This is a genomic window from Sulfuritalea hydrogenivorans sk43H (assembly GCF_000828635.1).
Classification (GTDB): domain Bacteria; phylum Pseudomonadota; class Gammaproteobacteria; order Burkholderiales; family Rhodocyclaceae; genus Sulfuritalea; species Sulfuritalea hydrogenivorans.
In genome coordinates this window covers 3,208,215-3,227,314 of sequence record NZ_AP012547.1, presented here as the reverse complement: position 1 = coordinate 3,227,314, position 19,100 = coordinate 3,208,215, and the positions used below count along the sequence as shown (strand labels likewise).

The 19,100-nt window shown below is 66.1% G+C and carries 17 protein-coding genes; all 17 read left to right on the top strand.

What is annotated here, in order from left to right:
• Positions 1–21: 21 nt before the first annotated feature.
• The 17 genes from SUTH_RS15355 to ftsA all read left to right on the top strand — a co-directional run bounded on the left by SUTH_RS15355 (position 22) and on the right by ftsA (position 19,098).
• Entirely contained in the window at positions 22–1,347 is a 1,326-nt protein-coding gene (locus SUTH_RS15355) for a cation:proton antiporter (protein ID WP_197539601.1), read from the top strand.
• 46 nt (positions 1,348–1,393) lie between these two features.
• A complete protein-coding gene (gene asd / locus SUTH_RS15350) occupies positions 1,394–2,242 on the top strand; it encodes an archaetidylserine decarboxylase (protein WP_041100466.1) in 849 nt (282 codons plus the stop codon).
• A gap of 308 nt (positions 2,243–2,550) precedes the next feature.
• The gene (mraZ, locus tag SUTH_RS15345) at positions 2,551–2,997 is read left to right on the top strand and encodes a division/cell wall cluster transcriptional repressor MraZ (RefSeq protein ID WP_041100465.1); all 447 of its coding nucleotides are present in this window, start codon (positions 2,551–2,553) and stop codon (positions 2,995–2,997) included.
• The gene (gene rsmH / locus SUTH_RS15340; RefSeq protein ID WP_041100464.1) at positions 2,994–3,917 is read left to right on the top strand and encodes a 16S rRNA (cytosine(1402)-N(4))-methyltransferase RsmH; all 924 of its coding nucleotides are present in this window, start codon (positions 2,994–2,996) and stop codon (positions 3,915–3,917) included. The genes mraZ and rsmH overlap by 4 nt, the downstream gene beginning before the upstream one ends.
• A gap of 160 nt (positions 3,918–4,077) precedes the next feature.
• On the top strand, positions 4,078–4,350 hold the full coding sequence (ftsL, locus tag SUTH_RS15335) for a cell division protein FtsL (RefSeq protein ID WP_041100463.1): 273 nt from the start codon (positions 4,078–4,080) through the stop codon (positions 4,348–4,350).
• Positions 4,351–4,357: 7 nt separating this feature from the next.
• Positions 4,358–6,091 carry a peptidoglycan D,D-transpeptidase FtsI family protein gene (locus tag SUTH_RS15330; protein WP_041100462.1) on the top strand — a complete coding sequence of 578 codons (1,734 nt, stop codon included), beginning with the start codon at positions 4,358–4,360 and terminating at the stop codon, positions 6,089–6,091.
• Positions 6,092–6,096: 5 nt separating this feature from the next.
• Complete coding sequence (locus SUTH_RS15325; protein WP_041100461.1) at positions 6,097–7,596, top strand: UDP-N-acetylmuramoyl-L-alanyl-D-glutamate--2,6-diaminopimelate ligase; 1,500 nt, start codon at positions 6,097–6,099, stop codon at positions 7,594–7,596.
• Positions 7,593–8,966: a UDP-N-acetylmuramoyl-tripeptide--D-alanyl-D-alanine ligase gene (locus tag SUTH_RS15320; RefSeq protein WP_331709756.1), complete on the top strand. Its 1,374-nt coding sequence runs from the start codon at positions 7,593–7,595 to the stop codon at positions 8,964–8,966. Before SUTH_RS15325 ends, SUTH_RS15320 begins: the two co-directional genes overlap by 4 nt.
• Positions 8,956–10,125 (top strand): phospho-N-acetylmuramoyl-pentapeptide-transferase, encoded by a 1,170-nt coding sequence (gene mraY, locus SUTH_RS15315; RefSeq protein WP_041100459.1) that lies wholly within the window; start codon positions 8,956–8,958, stop codon positions 10,123–10,125. The genes SUTH_RS15320 and mraY overlap by 11 nt, the downstream gene beginning before the upstream one ends.
• Positions 10,122–11,519: a UDP-N-acetylmuramoyl-L-alanine--D-glutamate ligase gene (gene murD / locus SUTH_RS15310; RefSeq protein ID WP_041100458.1), complete on the top strand. Its 1,398-nt coding sequence runs from the start codon at positions 10,122–10,124 to the stop codon at positions 11,517–11,519. Before mraY ends, murD begins: the two co-directional genes overlap by 4 nt.
• Entirely contained in the window at positions 11,516–12,679 is a 1,164-nt protein-coding gene (gene ftsW, locus SUTH_RS15305) for a putative lipid II flippase FtsW (RefSeq protein WP_052473697.1), read from the top strand. Before murD ends, ftsW begins: the two co-directional genes overlap by 4 nt.
• A gap of 118 nt (positions 12,680–12,797) precedes the next feature.
• Positions 12,798–13,853, top strand: a complete 1,056-nt coding sequence (gene murG / locus SUTH_RS15300; RefSeq protein ID WP_041100457.1) for an undecaprenyldiphospho-muramoylpentapeptide beta-N-acetylglucosaminyltransferase — start codon at positions 12,798–12,800, stop codon at positions 13,851–13,853.
• Between the two features lie 25 nt (positions 13,854–13,878).
• On the top strand, positions 13,879–15,267 hold the full coding sequence (gene murC / locus SUTH_RS15295) for a UDP-N-acetylmuramate--L-alanine ligase (RefSeq protein ID WP_041100456.1): 1,389 nt from the start codon (positions 13,879–13,881) through the stop codon (positions 15,265–15,267).
• Complete coding sequence (murB, locus tag SUTH_RS15290) at positions 15,260–16,183, top strand: UDP-N-acetylmuramate dehydrogenase (protein ID WP_041100455.1); 924 nt, start codon at positions 15,260–15,262, stop codon at positions 16,181–16,183. Before murC ends, murB begins: the two co-directional genes overlap by 8 nt.
• Positions 16,183–17,091, top strand: a complete 909-nt coding sequence (locus tag SUTH_RS15285) for a D-alanine--D-alanine ligase (RefSeq protein ID WP_041100454.1) — start codon at positions 16,183–16,185, stop codon at positions 17,089–17,091. The genes murB and SUTH_RS15285 overlap by 1 nt, the downstream gene beginning before the upstream one ends.
• Entirely contained in the window at positions 17,084–17,866 is a 783-nt protein-coding gene (locus SUTH_RS15280) for a cell division protein FtsQ/DivIB (protein WP_052473696.1), read from the top strand. Before SUTH_RS15285 ends, SUTH_RS15280 begins: the two co-directional genes overlap by 8 nt.
• Positions 17,866–19,098 carry a cell division protein FtsA gene (ftsA, locus tag SUTH_RS15275; protein WP_041100453.1) on the top strand — a complete coding sequence of 411 codons (1,233 nt, stop codon included), beginning with the start codon at positions 17,866–17,868 and terminating at the stop codon, positions 19,096–19,098. The genes SUTH_RS15280 and ftsA overlap by 1 nt, the downstream gene beginning before the upstream one ends.
• Positions 19,099–19,100 lie beyond the last annotated feature (2 nt).

Sequence of the window (19,100 nt, the reverse complement as noted above, 5' to 3'; positions counted from 1 at the left end):
CCGCTGATTGCGGGAGCCGTTTTGTTTTCCATCGCCGCCGCGCCGGCCTGGGCCGCCGGTTCCGACGTGGTTGGCGCCAACCTGCTGTGGCTGGCGCTGATCCTCATGAGCGCCCGCCTGTTCGCGCCGCTGGCGCAAAAACTCGGATTCCCTGCGGTGCTGGGCGAATTGCTGCTCGGCGTGGCGCTGGGCAATCTGGCGCTGTTCGGTTTTACCGGTTTCGAATCCATCCCGCGCGATCCGGCGGTGATGTTCATCGCCGAGCTGGGCGTGATCGTCCTGCTGTTGCAGATCGGCCTGGAGACGCGGCTCGCAGATCTGGTGAAGGTCGGACCGCGAGCCTTCGCGGTGGGCGCGGTGGGCATCGCCGTTCCATTTTTGCTCGGCGCCTATCTGGCCGGGCCGTGGCTGTTGCCGGGGCTTGGCACCAACGCCTACTTGTTCCTCGGCGCCACGCTTGCCGCGACCTCGGTCGGCATCACCGGCCGCGTCTTCCGCGATCTGGGCAAGCTCGACACGCCGGCGGCTCGCATCGTGCTGGGCGCCGCGGTGATCGACGACGTATTGGGCCTGGTGATCCTCGCCGTGGTTTCGAGCCTGGTCCAGGCCGGATCGGTCAGCGTTGGCCAGGTGGGCGGCATCATCGCCCAGGCCGTGATCTTCCTTGCCGGTTCGATCTGGATCGGGCGGTTGATCGCGCCGCATTCGAGTCGCTGGCTGGCGCAGCTCGACGCCGGCCCTTCGATGCTGTTTGCCCAGGTGCTGGCCACCGGCCTGTTCCTCGCCTGGCTGGCGCATGCCATGGGTCTGGCGCCGATCATCGGCGCCTTCGCCGCCGGCCTGCTGTTCGAGCCGATCTTCCTGCGCGACTTCGACCGCCCCGCCATCGTGCGCGAGATCGAGCCGCTGCTGCCGGCCGGCGAGTCCGGCCTGGCCGAGCGCCTGCGGCCGATCCTGATCAAGCACGGCGGCCACCAGCACGAACACATGATCGAACCCATCGGCTACTTTTTCGTCCCGGTGTTCTTCGTCCTCACCGGCATGCAGGTGGACCTGAAGACGCTGGCCGACCCAGCGGTGCTGGGAGTCGGTGCCGGCATTACGGCGGTCGCCATCGTCGGCAAGCTGGCGGCGGGTCTCGCCGCCGGTTCTGCGGGCCGCTGGCTGGTGGGTTGGGGCATGGTGCCGCGCGGCGAGGTGGGCCTCATTTTCGCCATGGTCGGCAAGCAACTCGGCGTCATGACCGAGTCCATGTTCTCGGTCATCGTGATGATGGTGATCCTGACCACACTGGTCACGCCGCCGGTGCTGACGGTGCTGCTCCGCCGGCGCACGGCCGCCGGTTAGGGACGGACGGCTATAATTCGCGGCTTCCCGCCGCGCCCCCGATCCCGTGTCCGATCGTCTCGCCGTCCTGTTGCAGTATCTGCTGCCCAAGCAGGCGCTCACCGCGCTGGCCGGGCGCTTCGCCGCGGCGCGCGCGGGCGGACTCACCACGAACGTGATCCGCTGGTTCGTCGGCCGCTACGGCGTGAACATGAGCGAGGCGGCGGAACCGGACATTTCGAGTTACGCCAGCTTCAACGAGTTCTTTACACGGCCGCTGAAGCCCGATGCGCGGCCGCTGGCCGCTGCCGATTTCATCTGCCCGGTGGATGGCGCGATCAGCCAGTTCGGCGCCATCGAGCGCGACCGGATCTTCCAGGCCAAGGGCCATTCCTATTCGACGACGGCGCTGGTCGGCGGCGACGCCGTGCTGGCCGCGCAGTTTCAGGACGGCAGCTTCGCCACGCTGTATCTCAGCCCGAGGGACTACCACCGCATCCACATGCCTTGCGACGGCCGCCTGCTGCGCATGATTCATGTGCCGGGGGACCTGTTCTCGGTCAATCCGGTAACGGCGCGCGGCGTGCCCGGACTCTTCGCCCGCAACGAGCGCGTGGTTTGCGTTTTCGATGGCGAGCACGGCCCCTTCGTCATGGTGCTGGTCGGCGCCACCATCGTCGGCAGCATGGCGACGGTGTGGCATGGCGTGGTGAATCCGCCGCGCCCCGGCCATTTGCGCGAATGGCGCTATGAGGACCAGCAACTGCTCTTCAAGCAGGGTGATGAGATGGGCCGCTTCCTGCTTGGCTCGACCGTCGTGATGCTGTTTCCGCCCGGCGTGATGAAGTTCAATGCCGAGTGGGCGCCGCAGCGGCCGATTCGCCTCGGCGAAATGATGGGCGAGCACCCCGCCTGAGGAGCTGGCTTCCACCGGCCATCGTCGCCGTGTCGCCGGCGCCGACTTTTGGCTCGGCTGCTCGATCTGCGATGGCGTACTTCGCAACTCCTCACAAAGCACATTCGGTTTGCTTTGTATCCCTATTGATTTTATTTAATATTTTATTTGCGAAAATCCTCGGCTTTCGCGCCTAAGCCCTTGTTGCGCTTGAAAAAAATGCGACTCTTTCTTGACCCTCGTCAAAAAGTGTCATAAAGTGGGACTCTGTGGGGGTTAGTGGGAAATTTTGGTTGCTTGGCGACTGATTTCCTGTTCAAGGGGGTCCGATGTTTCAAGGTGCGACGGCGCTCAATCTCGATGCCAAGGGCCGGATGGCTGTTCCGGCGCGGCACCGCGACGCCCTGGTGGCGGCTGGTGAAGGCCGGCTGGTGGTCACCGCCCACCCGCATCGCTGCCTGCTGCTCTACCCGCAGTCCGCGTGGGAGCCCATTCGCGCCCAGATCCTGGCGGCGCCCAGCTTGCAAGTGGAATCCGCCATGGTGCGGCGTCTGCTGGTGGGCTTTGCCGAGGACGTGGAACTGGATGGCGCCGGGCGCCTGCTGATTTCGCCGTCACTGCGCCAGTACGCCGGGCTGGAAAAGGAAATCTGGCTGATCGGGCAGGGGCGCCATTTCGAAATCTGGTCGGCCGAGGGCTGGAAGGCGCAGCAGGACGCAATCTTTGCCGTGGGCGACAAGCTCCTGCCGCCGGGCCTGGAAAATCTTGCGTTGTGAGTGTCGACACCCACGTCAGCGTCCTGTTGGCCGAAGCGGTCGCGGGGCTGGCGATTCAGCCGGCGGGAACCTATGTCGATGCCACCTTCGGCCGCGGCGGCCACAGCCGGGCGATCCTCGCGGCGCTGGGACCGAAGGGTCGTCTGATCGCGCTGGATCGCGACCCGGCCGCGATTGCCGCCGGCGCTTCCATTTCCGATCCGCGTTTCACCCTGGTGCATGCCGCCTTCAGCGAGTTCGACTCGGTGCTGGACAAACTCGGGGTGACGCAGGTGGATGGCGTGCTGCTGGACATCGGCGTGTCGTCGCCGCAACTGAATACGCCCGAACGGGGCATGAGTTTTCGTTTCGATGCGCCGCTGGACATGCGCATGGATACGACGCAGGGGGAGACCGCCGCCGAGTTCCTGGCGCGGGCATCGCAATCGGAAATAGAAAGGGTGATCAGAGACTATGGCGAAGAACGGTTTGCTCATGCGATTGCAAAGGCGCTTGTTGCTGCTCGGGGCGAGCACGGTATTTCAAGGACAGGACAACTTGCCACGCTCGTGGCGCAGGTCGTCCGCACGCGGGAACCGGGCCAGCATCCGGCGACGCGCAGCTTTCAAGCTCTACGGATTCACGTCAATCGGGAGCTTGAGGAGCTGTCGTTAACCTTGCCCAGGGCCGTCGCACGACTGGCACCGGGCGGACGTCTGGCCGTGATCTGTTTTCATTCGCTGGAGGATCGTATCGTCAAGCGCTTCATGCGCGATGCGGCGCACCCGCCGCAGCCGCCGAAGGGCGTGCCGGTGCGCGCGGCCGATCTGCCGCAACCGGTGCTGAAGCTGGTGGGCAAGGCGATGTTTCCTTCCGACGCTGAAATCGCCACCAACCCGCGCTGTCGCAGCGCGGTGCTGCGCGTGGCGCAGAAGGTTTGAGGCATTTCGTGAAAAGCTCAACACTCACCGCAGAGGCGCAGAGGCGCGGAGGCAACGCAGAGAACACCTTTCCCTTGCTTCTTCTGAACTCCTCCGCGCCTTCTCCGCGCCTCTGCGCCTCTGCGGTAGGTTCTCATGGTTTCCTTAACGGCCCTTGAGCATGGCGCGCTTCAATCTCATCCTGATCCTGATCGCCGTGGCCTGTGCCCTGTCGGCCGTGAGCGCCAATCATCGCGCCCGAAAATTATTCACCGAACTGGAAGCCACGCAGAAACGCATGCGCGATCTGGAGGTCGAATGGGGGCAGCTGCAGCTCGAGCAAAGCACCCTGGCCGCGCATGTCCGCGTCGAGAAAGTTGCCCGCGAGAAGCTGGGCATGAAGCCGCCGGCGCCGGGGCAGATCATTTCCGTCGAGCCGGTGGCGGAGAAATGACGCCGCCATGAAGTCGATCAAGTTCTCCAGAAGCCCGCTGCTCTCCGAGCGCCTGCCGCCCTGGCGCCAGCGCCTGGTGCTGGTGGTGTTGCTTGGCGCCTTCGTCACGCTGATTGCGCGCTCGCTCTACCTGCAGGGCTTCAACAACGAGTTTCTGGGCGACAAGGGCCGCGCCCGTTTCGAGCGCGTGATCGACATTTCGGCGACCCGCGGCCGCATTACCGATCGTCATGGCGACGTGCTGGCGGTATCCACCCCGGTGCGCTCTATCTGGGCGATTCCCGAAGATGCGCAACTGGCACCGGCCCAGTCGCGCAACCTGGCCACGCTGCTTGACATGGACGTGCGCGAGATCAATCGCAAGCTGGCCTCCGAACGCGAGTTCGTCTATGTCAAGCGCCAGTTGCCGCCCGAACTGGCCGACCGGGTGACGGCCCTGCAGTTGCCGGGCATCCACCAGAAGAACGAATACCGGCGCTACTACCCGGCGGGCGAGGTGATGGCGCACATGCTGGGCTTCACCGGTGTCGAGGATGCCGGTCAGGAAGGCATCGAGCTGGCGTTCAACAACCAGCTGTCGGGCAAGCCCGGCAGCCGCCGGGTGATCAAGGATCGCCGCGGCAACGTGGTGGAGGATGTCGAGAGCATCCATCCGCCGCTGGAAGGCAAGGACATCGTGCTGGCGATGGATTCCAAGGTGCAGTACCTCGCCTACAGCCATCTCAAGCGCGCGCTGGAGGAACATCGCGCCAAGGCCGGCGGCGTGGTGGTGCTCGATGCGCGCAGCGGCGAAGTGCTGGCGCTGGCCAACCTGCCGACCTACAACCCGAACAACCGCGTCAAGCTGGTCGGCGCCCAGTTGCGCAACCGCGCGCTGACCGACACCTTCGAGCCCGGCTCGACCCTGAAACCCTTCACGGCGGCGCTGGCGCTGGAAAAGGGCAAGGTGCGCTTCAACACGCCGATCCAGACCGCGCCGGGCAAGATGACCATCGGCACCGCGACCATTTCGGATGCCCATGTGCACGGCATGCTGACCGTGGCGCAGGTAATCCAGAAGTCGTCCAACATCGGCGCCGCCAAGCTGGCGCTGTCGATGACGCCGGACGAGATGTGGACCATGTTCGACAGCCTCGGCTTCGGCGCGCCACTCAAGCTCGGCTTCCCCGGCGAGGTCGGCGGCCGCCTGCGTCCGGCCAAGACCTGGAAGCCGATCGAGCAGGCCACCATGGCTTATGGCCATGGCATCTCGGTGACGCTGATCCAGCTGGCGCGCGCCTATCAGGCTTTCGCCCGCGACGGCGACCTGGTGCCGATTTCGCTGGCGCGGCTGGATACGCCGCCGATCAGTGGCAAGCAGGTGTTCTCGTCGCAGACCGCGCGCGAGGTGCGCGCCATGCTCGAGATGGCGGTGCAACCGGGTGGCACCGCGCCCAAGGCGCAGATCGCCGGCTATCGCGTGGCGGGCAAGACCGGCACGGCGCACAAGATCGAAGGCGGCGCCTATGCGAACAAGTATGTCGCGTCGTTTGTCGGCTTCGCCCCGGTGTCCGATCCGCGCCTGATTGTCGCGGTGATGGTCGACGAACCTTCCAACGGCAGGCATTTCGGCGGCGACGTGGCGGCGCCGGTGTTCGCCCAGGTGATGGCCGGCAGCCTGCGCACGCTCGGCGTCGCGCCGGACGCGCCGCTGAAGCCCCTGATCACCGCCAGCGCCGAACCGGTTCGGGAAGAGATGTGAACGCGATGACGATCCTCGAACAGCTCGAACGAAAGGGCGTTGTTGCGCAGCGCCTTACCGCCGACTCGCGCCGTGTGCAGCCGGGCGACGTCTTCGTCGCCTTCCCCGGCGCGCAGGCCGACGGCCGCGACTTCATCGCGCAGGCGGTGGCGCGGGGCGCCGTCGCGGTGATCGCGGAGGCGGGCGTTCCGGAGGCTCAAAAAGTCGGCGCTGGCGGGACGGCGATTGTTGAAGTGCCGGGGCTTGCGGCGCTCTCCGGCGAGATCGCGCATCTTGTCTACGGCCGCCCTTCCGAACATCTCTGGCTGGCCGGTGTTACCGGCACCAACGGCAAGACCTCGGTATCGCAGTGGATCGCACAGGCGCTGAATGCCCTGCGGCATCGCTGCGCGGTGATCGGCACGCTGGGCAACGGCTTCCTCGACGCACTCGACGAAAGCCCCAACACCACGCCGGATGCCATCACCCTGCATGCCGCGCTGGCCGGATTTCTTGCGCGGGGCGCGGAGGCCTGTGCGATGGAAGTCTCGTCGATCGGCCTCGATCAGGGCCGGGTCCATGGCGCGGCCTTCGATGTCGCGGTGTTCACCAACCTGACGCGCGACCATCTGGAATATCACGGCAGCATGGCGACCTACGCGGCAGCCAAGGAGAGGCTGTTCTTCGCCCCCGGCCTCGCGGCGGCCGTGGTGAATCTCGACGACGCCTTCGGCGCGGAACTCGCGGCCAGGCTGCGCGGTCGCCTTCACCTGATCGCTTACACGCTCGATCCGGCCTGCGTCGGCGACGACCTGTTGCGCGCGGAAAACCTCGCCATGGGCGCTGCCGGCATCGAATTCGATCTGCGCGGCGTGCACTTCGCCGCGCCCGTGGTGGGCCGCTTCAATGCCTCCAACCTGCTTGCGGTGATCGGCGCGCTGCTGGCGCGCGGGGAGCGGCTGGAGGCTATCGCCGCCGTGCTGCAAGGGATCCAGCCGCCGCCGGGGCGCATGCAGGCGCTGGGCGGCAGTGGCGAGCCGCTGGTCGTGGTGGACTATGCCCACACGCCGGACGCACTGGAAAAGGCGCTTGGCGTGTTGCGCGAAACCGCTGCCGCGCGTAACGGCAAACTGGTCTGCGTGTTCGGCTGCGGCGGCGATCGCGATCCCGGCAAGCGGCCGCAGATGGGCGCGATCGCCGAGCGGCTGGCCGATCGCGTGGTGCTTACCAGCGACAACCCGCGCGGCGAAGACCCGCAAGTCATCTTCAACGGCGTTCTCGCCGGAATGAACCGGCGGCCGCTGATCGAGGCCGACCGCGGAGTAGCCATTGACGAAGCCATCGCGGATGCAGACGACCGCGACGTGATCCTGCTGGCGGGCAAGGGGCACGAGCCCTATCAGGAGATCGGCGGCGTGCGCCATGCCTTCTCCGACATCGACGCAGCAAAGTCGGCGCTTGCCGGCCGGCGAAGCCGAATCCCCGGCAGACAGAGTCCGACACGGCGAGGGGCGCGGCAATCATGATGATGACCCTGCATCAGGCCGCCAGCGCCATCGCCGCCCGGACACTGGGCGCCGATGCGGGCTTCAGCGGCGTCTCCACCGATTCGCGGAGCATTGCTCCCGGGGAGTTGTTTGTCGCCCTCAAGGGCGAGCATTTCGATGGCCATGCCTACGTCACCGAGGTTCTCGCACGCGGTGCGGCGGGGGCGATGGTGAACCAGGACTTCGCCGCCGATCCCGATCTGCCGCTGATCTGCGTCACCGACACGCGCCTCGCGCTCGGTGCGCTGGCGGCTCGGTGGCGCGAACGCTTTGCCATTCCGCTGATCGGCATCACCGGCAGCAACGGCAAGACCACGGTCAAGGAAATGTGCGCCGCGATCCTGCGTGCGCAGCACGGCGGCGCCGACAGCGTGCTGGCGACGATCGGCAACTTGAACAACGACATCGGCCTGCCGCTGACCCTGCTCAAGCTGCGCGCCTCGCATCGCGCGGCGGTGATTGAAATGGGGATGAATCACGCCGGAGAGATCGACTATCTGACACGCCTGGCGGCACCCAGCGTGGCGCTGGTGAACAACGCCCAGCGCGCGCATCTGGAAGGCCTGGGATCGGTGCAGGATGTCGCGCTGGCCAAGGGCGAAATCTTCGTCGGCCTGGCCGACGACGGAATCGCCGTATTCAATGCCGACGACGCGCAGGTGGATATCTGGCGCGAGTTGTCGCGGGATCGCCGGCAGGTGAGCTTCGGCCTCGACCAGCCGGCCGACGTGCGCGGCAAATTCACGAGCCATGGCCTGGGCGGCGACCTGCACATGCAGACGCCCTGGGGCGACATCGACGTGACGCTCGCCGTACCCGGCGGCCACAACGCCCGCAACGCTTGCGCCGCCGCCGCCGCGACGCTGGCGGCGGGCGCCCCGCTCGACGCCGTGAGGCAGGGGCTGGCCGGATTTGGCGGGGTCAAGGGGCGGCTGCAGCGGCGCGCCGGGCGCAAGGGCTCGCTGGTGGTGGATGACAGCTACAACGCCAATCCGGATTCGATGCGCGCCGCGATCGACGTGCTGGCTTCCGTTCCCGGCAAGCGGATTTTCGTCATGGGCGACATGGGCGAAGCCGGCGCCGCGGCCGGCCAGTTCCACGACGAGGTCGGCGGCTATGCCAAGAGCCACGGCATTGACCGCCTGTTCTGCCTGGGTGAAATGTCGGTGGCTGCCGCGCGCAATTTCGGCGTCGGCGGGCAGCACTTCAAACGTTTCGACGAATTGGTGAAGGCATTGCAGGTCGAACTGGACCCGGAGACCACCGTGCTGGTCAAAGGCTCGCGCTTCATGCGCATGGAACGCGTCGTTGCGGCGATAGTGGACGAAGGAGTTGTGAATGCTGCTTGAACTCGCCCAATGGCTGGCCAGGGATTTTCGCGGCTTCAATGTCTTTGGCTACATCACCTTGCGCGCGGTGCTGGCGACCATGACCGCGCTGACCATTTCCTTCGTTTTCGGCCCGGCGGTGATCCGCTGGCTGGCGGCGAAGAAGATCGGCCAGTCGGTGCGCACCGACGGGCCGCAGACGCATCTGGTCAAGGCCGGCACGCCGACCATGGGCGGCGCGCTGATTTTGATTTCGCTCGGCGTATCCACGCTGCTGTGGGCTGATCTTTCCAATCGCTTCGTCTGGATCGTGCTGATCGTCACCTTCGGCTACGGCGCGGTGGGCTGGGTTGACGACTGGCGCAAGGTGGTCTATCGCAATCCGGACGGCTTGTCGGCGCGGGAAAAGTTCTTCTGGCAGTCGGTGGTGGGCCTGGTCGCTGCAATCTATCTGGCATTCTCGATTTCCGCGCCGAACAACGAAAAGGTGGTCGAACTGTTCTTCCAGTGGGTGTCCTCCGGCTTCACGCTGGAACTGCCGCAGCAGACCGCCCTGATCGTGCCCTTCTTCAAGAGCGTCACCTATCCGCTGGGCATGTTCGGCTTCATCCTGCTGACCTACCTGGTGATTGTCGGCACCAGCAACGCGGTGAACCTGACCGACGGCCTCGACGGCCTGGCGATCATGCCGACGGTGCTGGTCGGCGCGGCGCTGGGCATCTTCACCTACGTCGCCGGCAACTCGGTGTTCTCGAAATACCTGCTGCTGCCCTACATTCCCGGCGCCGGCGAGCTGACGGTGTTCTGCGGCGCGCTGGCCGGTGCCGGCCTCGGCTTCCTCTGGTTCAATGCCTACCCGGCCGAAGTGTTCATGGGCGACGTCGGCGCGCTGGCGCTGGGCGCGGCGCTGGGCGCGGTGGCCGTGGTGGCGCGCCAGGAAATCGTGCTTTTCATCATGGGCGGCGTGTTCGTCGCCGAGACCCTGTCGGTGATGCTCCAGGTCGGATACTTCAAATACACCAAGAAGCGCTACGGCGAAGGCCGGCGCATCCTGCGCATGGCGCCGCTGCATCATCACTTCGAGCAGACCGGATGGAAAGAGACGCAGGTGGTGGTGCGCTTCTGGATCATCACCATCCTGCTGGTGCTGTTCGGACTGTCGACACTGAAGATACGATGAACCTGCAAGGCAAACACGTCCTCATCCTCGGTCTCGGCGAATCGGGGCTGGCCTCCGCGCGCTGGTGCGCGCGGCAGGGGGCGCGGGTGCGGGTGGCGGACACGCGCACGGCGCCGCCGTATCTGGACGAGCTGAATCGCCGTGTCTCCAGCGCCGACTTTCGCAGCGGCGAGTTCGACAAGGCGCTGCTCGAAGGTGTCGACCTGCTTGTCCTTTCGCCGGGGCTGTCGGGCGGCCTGATGGTGGTGATCCACGCCCGCGCTGCCGGCATTCCCGTGGTCGGCGAAATCGAATTGTTCGCCCTGGGCTTGCGCGACCTCGGACAGAACGTGCCGGTGCTGGCAATTACCGGCACCAACGGCAAGACCACCACCACCGCGCTGACCGGGCACCTGCTGCGCGCCACGGGCAAGAGCGTCGGCGTCGCCGGCAACATTTCCCCGGCGGCACTGACGGCCCTGATGGATGCGCAGGATGCAAACGCCCTGCCGCAGATCTGGGTGCTCGAGCTGTCCAGCTTCCAGCTGGAGACCACGGCGACACTCAACCCGCTTGCGGCGACGGTGCTGAACATTTCCGACGATCATCTCGATCGCTACATCGATCTCGACGAGTACGCCTCGGCCAAGGCGCGGATCTTCCAGAGCGCCGAGGGCGCACCGGGCGTGCAGGTGCTGAACCGTGCCGACGTAAGGGTGCGCCGGATGGCGCTGGCCGATCGCCACATCATCACTTTCGGCCTTGACGCCCCCGCGGCGGACGAGGATTTCGGCTTGCGTCCGAATCGGGGCGAACCCTGGATCGTGCAGGGCGAGCGCTTCCTGTTGCCGGTCTCCGAACTGCCGCTGGCCGGCTTGCACAATGCGGCCAATGCGATGGCGGCCCTAGCCTTGTGCACCAGCCTCGGTTTCGATGCCAACGCCTTGCTGCCGGCTTTGCGTGGCTTCCGCGGCCTGCCACATCGCGTCGAAAAGATTGCCGAGATCGATGGCGTGAGCTGGTACGACGATTCCAAAGGTACCAATGTCGGCGCCACGGTAGCGGCGTTGAACGGCCTCGGCGGATTGGGGCGCAAGGTCGTGGTGATTCTCGGCGGCGACGGCAAGGGGCAGGATTTTTCTCCACTCGGCAAAGCCGTGGCGAGGCATGCGCGCGCCGCGGTGCTGATCGGGCGCGACGGACCGCTGATCGAAAAGGCCATCGCCGGCGCCGGCGTGGCGATCGAAACCGCAAACGACATGGACGACGCCGTGCGCCGCGCCCAGCGCCAAGCGCAACCGGGCGACGCCGTGCTGCTGTCGCCGGCCTGCGCCAGCTTCGACATGTTCCGCAACTACGAACATCGGGCGCAGGTCTTCGTTGCCGCCGTCCATGCACTGGAGCACGTCGCGTGAATCGCGCCTACGCCGCGCCGGCGCCGCACGCGCCCGCCGAACTCGACAGCCTGCTGCTGTGGCCGGCGATCGGCTTGCTGCTGATGGGCCTGGTGATGGTGTATTCGTCGTCGATCGCGATGGCCGAGGGCAGCCGCTTCACCGGCAACCAGTCGGCCTATTTCCTGTTCCGCCACGCGGTGTTCCTCACGGTCGGTCTCGTCGCGGGCGTCATGGCCTTCCAGATTCCCTTGCGGCTCTGGCAGCAGGCGGCGCCCTGGCTGTTCCTGGCCGGAGTTGTGCTGTTGCTGCTGGTGCTGATTCCGCATGTCGGCCGTTCGGTCAACGGCGCCCAGCGCTGGATCGGCCTCGGCCCGATCAACCTGCAACCGTCGGAGCTGATGAAGCTGTTCGTCGTGCTCTACGCCGCCGACTACACCACGCGCAAGCTCGACGACATGGGCAGCTTCCTGCGCGGCTTCGGGCCGATGGCGCTGGTCATGGTGCTGGTCGGCTTCCTGCTGCTGAAGGAGCCGGATTTTGGCGCGCTGGTGGTGATCCTCTGCATCGCCACCGGCATCCTGTTCCTCGGCGGCATCAACGCGCGCGTATTCGGCGTGCTGGTGGTGGTGCTGGCGGTCAGCTTCGTGATCATGATCTGGGTGTCGCCCTATCGCCGCGAGCGCATCTTCGGTTTCATGGATCCGTGGCAGGACGCCTTCGGCAAGGGCTACCAGCTCTCGCACGCGCTGATCGCCTTCGGCCGCGGCGAATGGTTCGGCGTCGGCCTCGGCGCCAGTGTCGAGAAACTGTTCTACCTGCCCGAGGCGCACACCGACTTCCTGCTGGCGGTGATCGCCGAAGAACTCGGCTTCGTCGGCGTCTGCGTCGTGGTCGGCCTGTTCGCGCTGCTGGTGCAGCGTTCCTTCGTCATCGGCCGCCAGGCGCTGGTGCTCGGCCGCGTGCATTCCGGCCTCGTCGCGCAGGGCATCGGCATCTGGCTCGGCGTGCAGGGCTTCATCAACATGGGCGTGAACATGGGTCTGCTGCCGACCAAGGGCCTGACGCTGCCGCTGATGAGCTTCGGCGGCTCGGGCATCGTCGCCAATTGTCTGGCGCTCGGCATATTGCTGAGGGTCGACTGGGAGAATCGACAGTTGATGCGGGGGCAACAGGTATGAAATTCAATCTCACCGCAGAGGCGCAGAGGCGCAGAGGCAACGCAGAGAAAGGCAATTGCTCCTTCTCGTTCCTGATTTTCTCTGCGCCTCTGCGTCTCTGCGGTGAAAGCCTTTTCCCATGAAAACCCTCCTCGTCATGGCCGGCGGCACGGGCGGGCACATCATGCCGGGGCTGGCCGTGGCTGAGTACTTGAAGGCACAAGGCTGGAAGATCGCCTGGATGGGCCATCCGGATGGCATGGAAGCGAAGCTGACCGTCGGCCGCGGTTACGAAATGGCCTGGGTGCATTTCTCCGCGCTGCGCGGCAAGGGCCTGCTGCGGAAGCTCCTGCTGCCCTTCAACCTGCTGCGTGGTTTCATCGGGGCATGGAAACAGCTCAAGCGCATCCAGCCCGACGTGGTGCTGGGCATGGGCGGCTACATCAGTTTCCCGGGCGGCATGATGGCGTCCCTGCAGGGCATTCCGCTGGTGCTGCACGAACAGAATTCGGTGGCCGGCCTGGCCAACAAGGTGCTGGCGGGTGTCGCCGATCGCATCGTCACCGGCTTCCCCGATGCGCTGAAGAACGGCGAGTGGGTGGGCAATCCGGTGCGCCCGGAAATCGCCGTGCTGCCGGCGCCGACTCTTCGCTATGCGCAGCACGACGGTCCGCTGCGCGTGCTGGTGGTGGGTGGCAGCCTCGGCGCGCAGGCCTTGAACGAGGCGCTGCCGAAAGCGCTGGCGCTGATTCCGGAAAGCGAGCGGCCGGCGGTGGTGCATCAGGCCGGCGAGAAGCATCTGCCGATGCTGAAGAGCCGCTATATCTCGGCCGACGTCAACGCCGATTGCGTGGCCTTCATCAACGACATGGCCGGCGCCTACGACTGGGCCGACCTGGTGATCTGCCGCGCCGGCGCATTGACCGTGGCGGAACTCGCAGCCGCTGGTGTGGCCAGTTTGCTGGTGCCCTTCCCGCATGCGGTGGATGACCACCAGACGGCGAACGCGCGTTTCCTGAGCAATGCGGGGGCGGCGATTCTGCTGCCGCAAAGCGAGCTGACGCCGGCGCGCTTGGCCGAGATCAGGAATTTGTCACGCAGCCAGCTTGCACAAATGGCCGAAAAGGCGCGCGCACTGGCGCGGCCGGAGGCGACGGCAGAGGTGGCGAGAATTTGCCAGGAGGTGGCGAAATGAAAAGCAAGGCAGAAGGTTTTCTCCCATGAAACACAAGGTCAAACGCATTCACTTTGTCGGCATCGGTGGTTCGGGCATGTCGGGCATCGCCGAGGTGCTGGCCAACCAGGGCTTCGAGGTCAGCGGCTCCGACCTCGCCGAAAGCGCGACGACGCGGCGCCTCGCGGCACAAGGCATCCGCATCGCCATCGGCCACAGCGCGCAGAACGCCACGACGGCGGATGCGGTGGTGGTGTCGACCGCCGTGCGCGAGGACAATCCGGAAGTGCTCATGGCGCGCGAGCGCCAGGTGCCGGTGGTGCCGCGGGCGCAGATGCTGGCGGAGCTGATGCGCATCAAGCAGGGCATCGCGATTGCCGGAACCCACGGCAAGACAACGACTACCAGCCTCGTCGCCAGTTGCCTGGCCGAGGGCGGCCTCGATCCGACCTTCGTCATCGGCGGCCGGCTGAATTCGGCGGGAGCGAACGCCAAGCTCGGCAGCGGCGAATTCCTGGTGGCCGAGGCCGATGAATCGGATGCCTCTTTCCTCTTCCTGTCCCCCGTGGTTTCGGTGGTCACCAACATCGACGCCGACCACATGGAAACCTACGGCCACGATTTCGGCCGGCTGAAGCAGGCCTTTGTAGACTTCCTGCATCGCCTGCCGTTCTATGGCGTTGCCGTGGTCTGCGGCGATGATGCCAACGTGCGCGAGATCATGCCGCGCGTGGCCAAGCAGATCGTCACCTACGGCATCGACAGCGAGGTGAATTTCCGCGCCGAGAACATCGTGGCCGACGGCGGCACCATGCGCTTCACCTGCGTGCGCACCAACGGCAATGTCAGCCGTTTGCCGATCGTGCTCAACCTGCCGGGACGCCACAATGTGCTGAACGCGCTGGCGGCCATCGCGGTGGCCACGGAAGTCGGCGTTGGCGACACGGCGATCATCAAGGCGCTGGCCGATTTTCGCGGCGTCGGCCGGCGCTTCCAGCGTCACGGCGAGGTCCCGTGTCCGGGCGGTGGGCATTTCACGCTGGTCGACGACTACGGCCATCATCCGGTCGAGATGGCGGCAACGCTGGCGGCGGCGCGCGGCGCCTTCCCCGGCCGCCGGCTGGTGCTGGCCTTCCAGCCGCATCGCTACACGCGGACGCGGGACTGCTTCGAGGATTTCGTCAAGGTGTTGAATGGCGTCGATGCCCTGCTGCTGGGCGAGGTGTATGCCGCCGGCGAGGCGCCGATCGTCGCCGCCGACGCCCGTGCGTTGGTGCGCGCAATGCGCGTCGCCGGCAAGGTCGAGCCGGTATTCGTCGAAGACATCGCGGCGATGCCGGCGGCCATCCTCGCGGCCGTTCGCGACGGCGACGTGGTGATCACCATGGGCGCCGGTTCCATCGGCGGCGTGCCGGGGAAGCTGACGGATGGCTGAAGTCTTGCGCGGCGAGTTACGGCAGCACGAGCCGATGGCGGGCCATGTGTCATGGCGCGCCGGCGGCGCTGTGGCGCGAGCCTATTTCCCGGCGGACCTGGACGATCTCGCGGCCTTTCTTGCCGGGTTGCGCCACGACGAGTCGCTGCTGATGGTCGGCCTCGGCAGCAACTTGCTGATCCGCGACGGCGGCTTCGACGGCACCGCGATTTTCACCCATGGCGTGCTCGATACCCTGCGCCGCGAGGCGGACGGCAGCTTCTACGCCGAGGCTGGCGTCGCCTCGCCCAAGCTGGCGCGTTTCGTCGGCAACCAGGGCTGTGCCGAGGCGGAGTTCCTGGCCGGCATCCCGGGCACGGTGGGCGGCGCGCTGGCGATGAACGCCGGCTGCCACGGCGGCGAGACCTGGCGCTACGTGGAGCGCGTGCTGATGCTCAATCGCGACGGCGAGCAGGTCATCCGCACGCCGGAAGATTTCGCCATCGGCTATCGCCACGTCGGGCTCAAAAGCGCCAGCGACGAAATCTTCGCCGCGGCATGGTTCCGCTTTCCGGCCGGGGATGCCGCAGCGGCGCGCGCACGTCTGCGCGAACTGCTGGAGCGACGCATCGCGACCCAGCCGCTGGCTGTGCCCAACGCCGGTTCGGTGTTCAGGAACCCGCCGGGCGACCATGCCGCGCGCCTGATCGAAGCCGCCGGGCTCAAGGGCACACAGATCGATGGCGCGCAGGTTTCCGAAAAGCATGCGAATTTCATCGTTAATCCCAAGGGTGCGGCGAGTGCTAGTGCGATAGAAATGCTAATCGGCCGGGTTCAGGCTGAAGTGGCGGAAAAGTTTGGCGTCTCGCTGGTGCGCGAGGTGCGCATTCTGGGCGCACGGAGCGGTCAATCCGGGATGTACGGAGAAGGAGTTTGATGGATTTCGGCAAGGTGGCGGTGATGATGGGCGGCAAGTCGGCCGAGCGCGAGGTCTCGCTGAAAAGCGGGGCAGCGGTGCTGGCCGCATTGCGTGCGTCCGGCGTCGATGCCCATAGTTTCGATCCGCGCGACAAGGCGCTCGAGGCGCTGCATGCGGAGGGCTTCAAGCGCGTCTTCATCGCCCTGCACGGTCGCGGCGGCGAGGACGGCACGCTGCAGGGCGCGCTCGACCTGCTGGCGATTCCCTACACCGGCAGCGGCGTGCTGGCTTCCGCGCTGGCAATGGACAAGTGGCGTTCCAAACTGGTCTGGCAGGCCAGCGGCCTGCCGGTGCCGGATTTCGTTGTGCTCGATGCCGCCAGTGACTTTGCCGCCATCGAGGCGCGCCTGGGCCTGCCGCTGTTCGTCAAGCCGGCCAACGAGGGCTCCAGCATCGGCATCAGCAAGGTCAAGCAGGCGGGCGAGCTGCGCGCTGCCTATGAGCTGGCCGCGCGCTATGACTCCTGCGTGATCGCCGAGAGGTATCTGGCCGGGGGCGAGTTCACCGTCGGCATCCTTACCGGCCAGGCTTTGCCGGTGATCCGCATCGTGCCGGCGACCGAGTTCTACGACTACGACGCCAAATATCTGCGCGACGACACCGAGTACCGGATTCCGAGCGGCCTCGGCGAGAAAAGTGAAGCCGAGATGCGCGACCTGGCCCTGCGTGCCTATGCCGTGCTCGGCGGACGCGGCTGGGGCCGCATGGACCTGATGCTCGATGCGGCCGGCCGCATTTACTGCCTGGAGGCCAACACGGCCCCCGGCATGACCGACCATTCGCTGGTGCCGATGGCGGCGCGGGCGGCCGGCATCGAATTTCCGCAATTGGTACTCAAGCTGCTCGAAGAGGCCCGCTATGGCTAAGGCGCGGGGCAACTCCCGGGTCGAGCCGGGCAGCAACGATGGCTTCTGGGATCGGCCGACGCTGATCAACCTGCTGGCCGACCTGCTGCTGCTGGCCGGCGGCGTCCTGCTGGCATGGGCGGGCACCATGGCCCTGCAACGCCTGCCGGTGTTTCCGCTCAAGCAGTTGGTAGTGACCACCGCGCTGGATCAGGTCTCGCGCGCGCAGATCGAACACACGGCGCGCACTGCCTTGTCAGGAAACTTCTTCACTGTGAATCTGGAAACCGCGCAGGCGGCCTTCGAGCGCATGCCCTGGGTGCGGGTCGCGTCGTTGCGCCGCCTCTGGCCGGACGGTATCGAGCTTGAACTGGAAGAACATCGGGCTGCCGCCCGCTGGACCCAGCAGGAAGGCGAGGCGCGACTGGTGAATACGCGTGGCGAGGTGTTTTCAGCCTCGACGCGCGAGCCGCTGCCGGCCTTCGCCGGTCCGGAAGGCTCCGCACCCCGCGTGCTGGCCCGTTATCAGGAATTCAGCGACAGCCTCACGGCCATCGGACGCAAGCCGGTGGCGATCCACCTTTCGGCCCGCGAGGCCTGGCAAATCAAGCTGGACGATGGCGTGCTGCTGGAATTGGGCCGCGATCAGCCCAAGCACCCGCTGGCGGATCGGCTGACACGATTCACGACCCACTACGCAGCGGCGAGCAGTTCGGCGAAGAGCCGCCTGCAGGCCGTTGGCACGGTGGACATGCGTTATCCCAATGGATTCGCCCTGCGGGCGAGCAAAAGCTGATGGCTAAAGAAGTAAAACGTGACCTGATCGTCGGCCTCGACATCGGCACCTCGAAGATCGTGGCGATTGTCGGCGAACTTGATGCCGAGGGCCGGCTGGGCATACTCGGCATGGGCACGCAGGAGTCGAGCGGCCTCAAGCGCGGCATGGTGATCAACATCGAGTCCACCGTGAATTCGATCTCGAAGGCGATCGCCGAAGTCGAAATGATGGCCGGCTGCAAGGTGCGCGAGGTATATACCGGCATCGCCGGCAGCCACATCAAGAGCAAGGACTCCACCGGCATGGCCGTGGTGAGGGAAAAGGAGGTTACCCAGTTCGATGTCGAGCGCGCCATCGAGGCCGCCAACGCGACCTCGATCTCTGCCGACGACCAGATCCTGCACACGCTGGTGCAGGAGTTCATCGTCGATGGCCAGGATGGCGTCAAGGAGCCGATCGGCATGGACGCCAAGCGGCTCGACGTCAAGGTGCATCTGGTCACCGGCGCCGTCACCGCCGTGCAGAACATCGTCAAGTGCGTGCATCGCTGCGGCCTGGAAGTGGTCGACCTGGTGCTGCAACCGCTGGCGTCGGGCTACGCGGTGCTGACCGAGGACGAAAAAGACGTCGGCGTCTGCCTGGTCGACATCGGCGGCGGCACCACCGACATCGCGGTCTTCGTGCAGGGCGCGATCCGCCATACCGCGGTGATCCCGATCGCCGGCGACCAGCTGACCAACGACATTGCCATCGCCTTGCGCACCTCGACGCAAGACGCCGAGGACATCAAGATGCGCTACGGCGTCGCCCTGCAGCAACTGGCCGATCCGGAAGACATGATCGAAGTGCCCGGCGTCGGCGATCGCCCGGCAACCCAGCTGTCGCGCCAGACCCTGGCCGGTTTCATCCAGCCGCGGGTCGAGGAGATATTCCAGAAGGTGCAGGAGGAACTGCACCGCAGCGGCAAGGAGCGCCTGCTGCGTGCCGGCATTGTTCTCACCGGCGGTGCCGCGCAGATGCCGGGCATGGCCGATCTGGGCGAGGAGGTTTTTCACAACACCGTGAAGCTGGCGATGCCGCATTACGACGGCAACTTGCGCGACTACGTGCGCAATCCGCGCTACTCCACGGCCATGGGTTTGTTGCTGGAAGGGGTGGCGCAGCGCCAACGCGGCATGAAAGCGCAGAGCCCCCGGAGTTTCGGGCAGGTTCTGGGGCGGATGAAGGCATGGTTCACCAGGAATTTTTGATG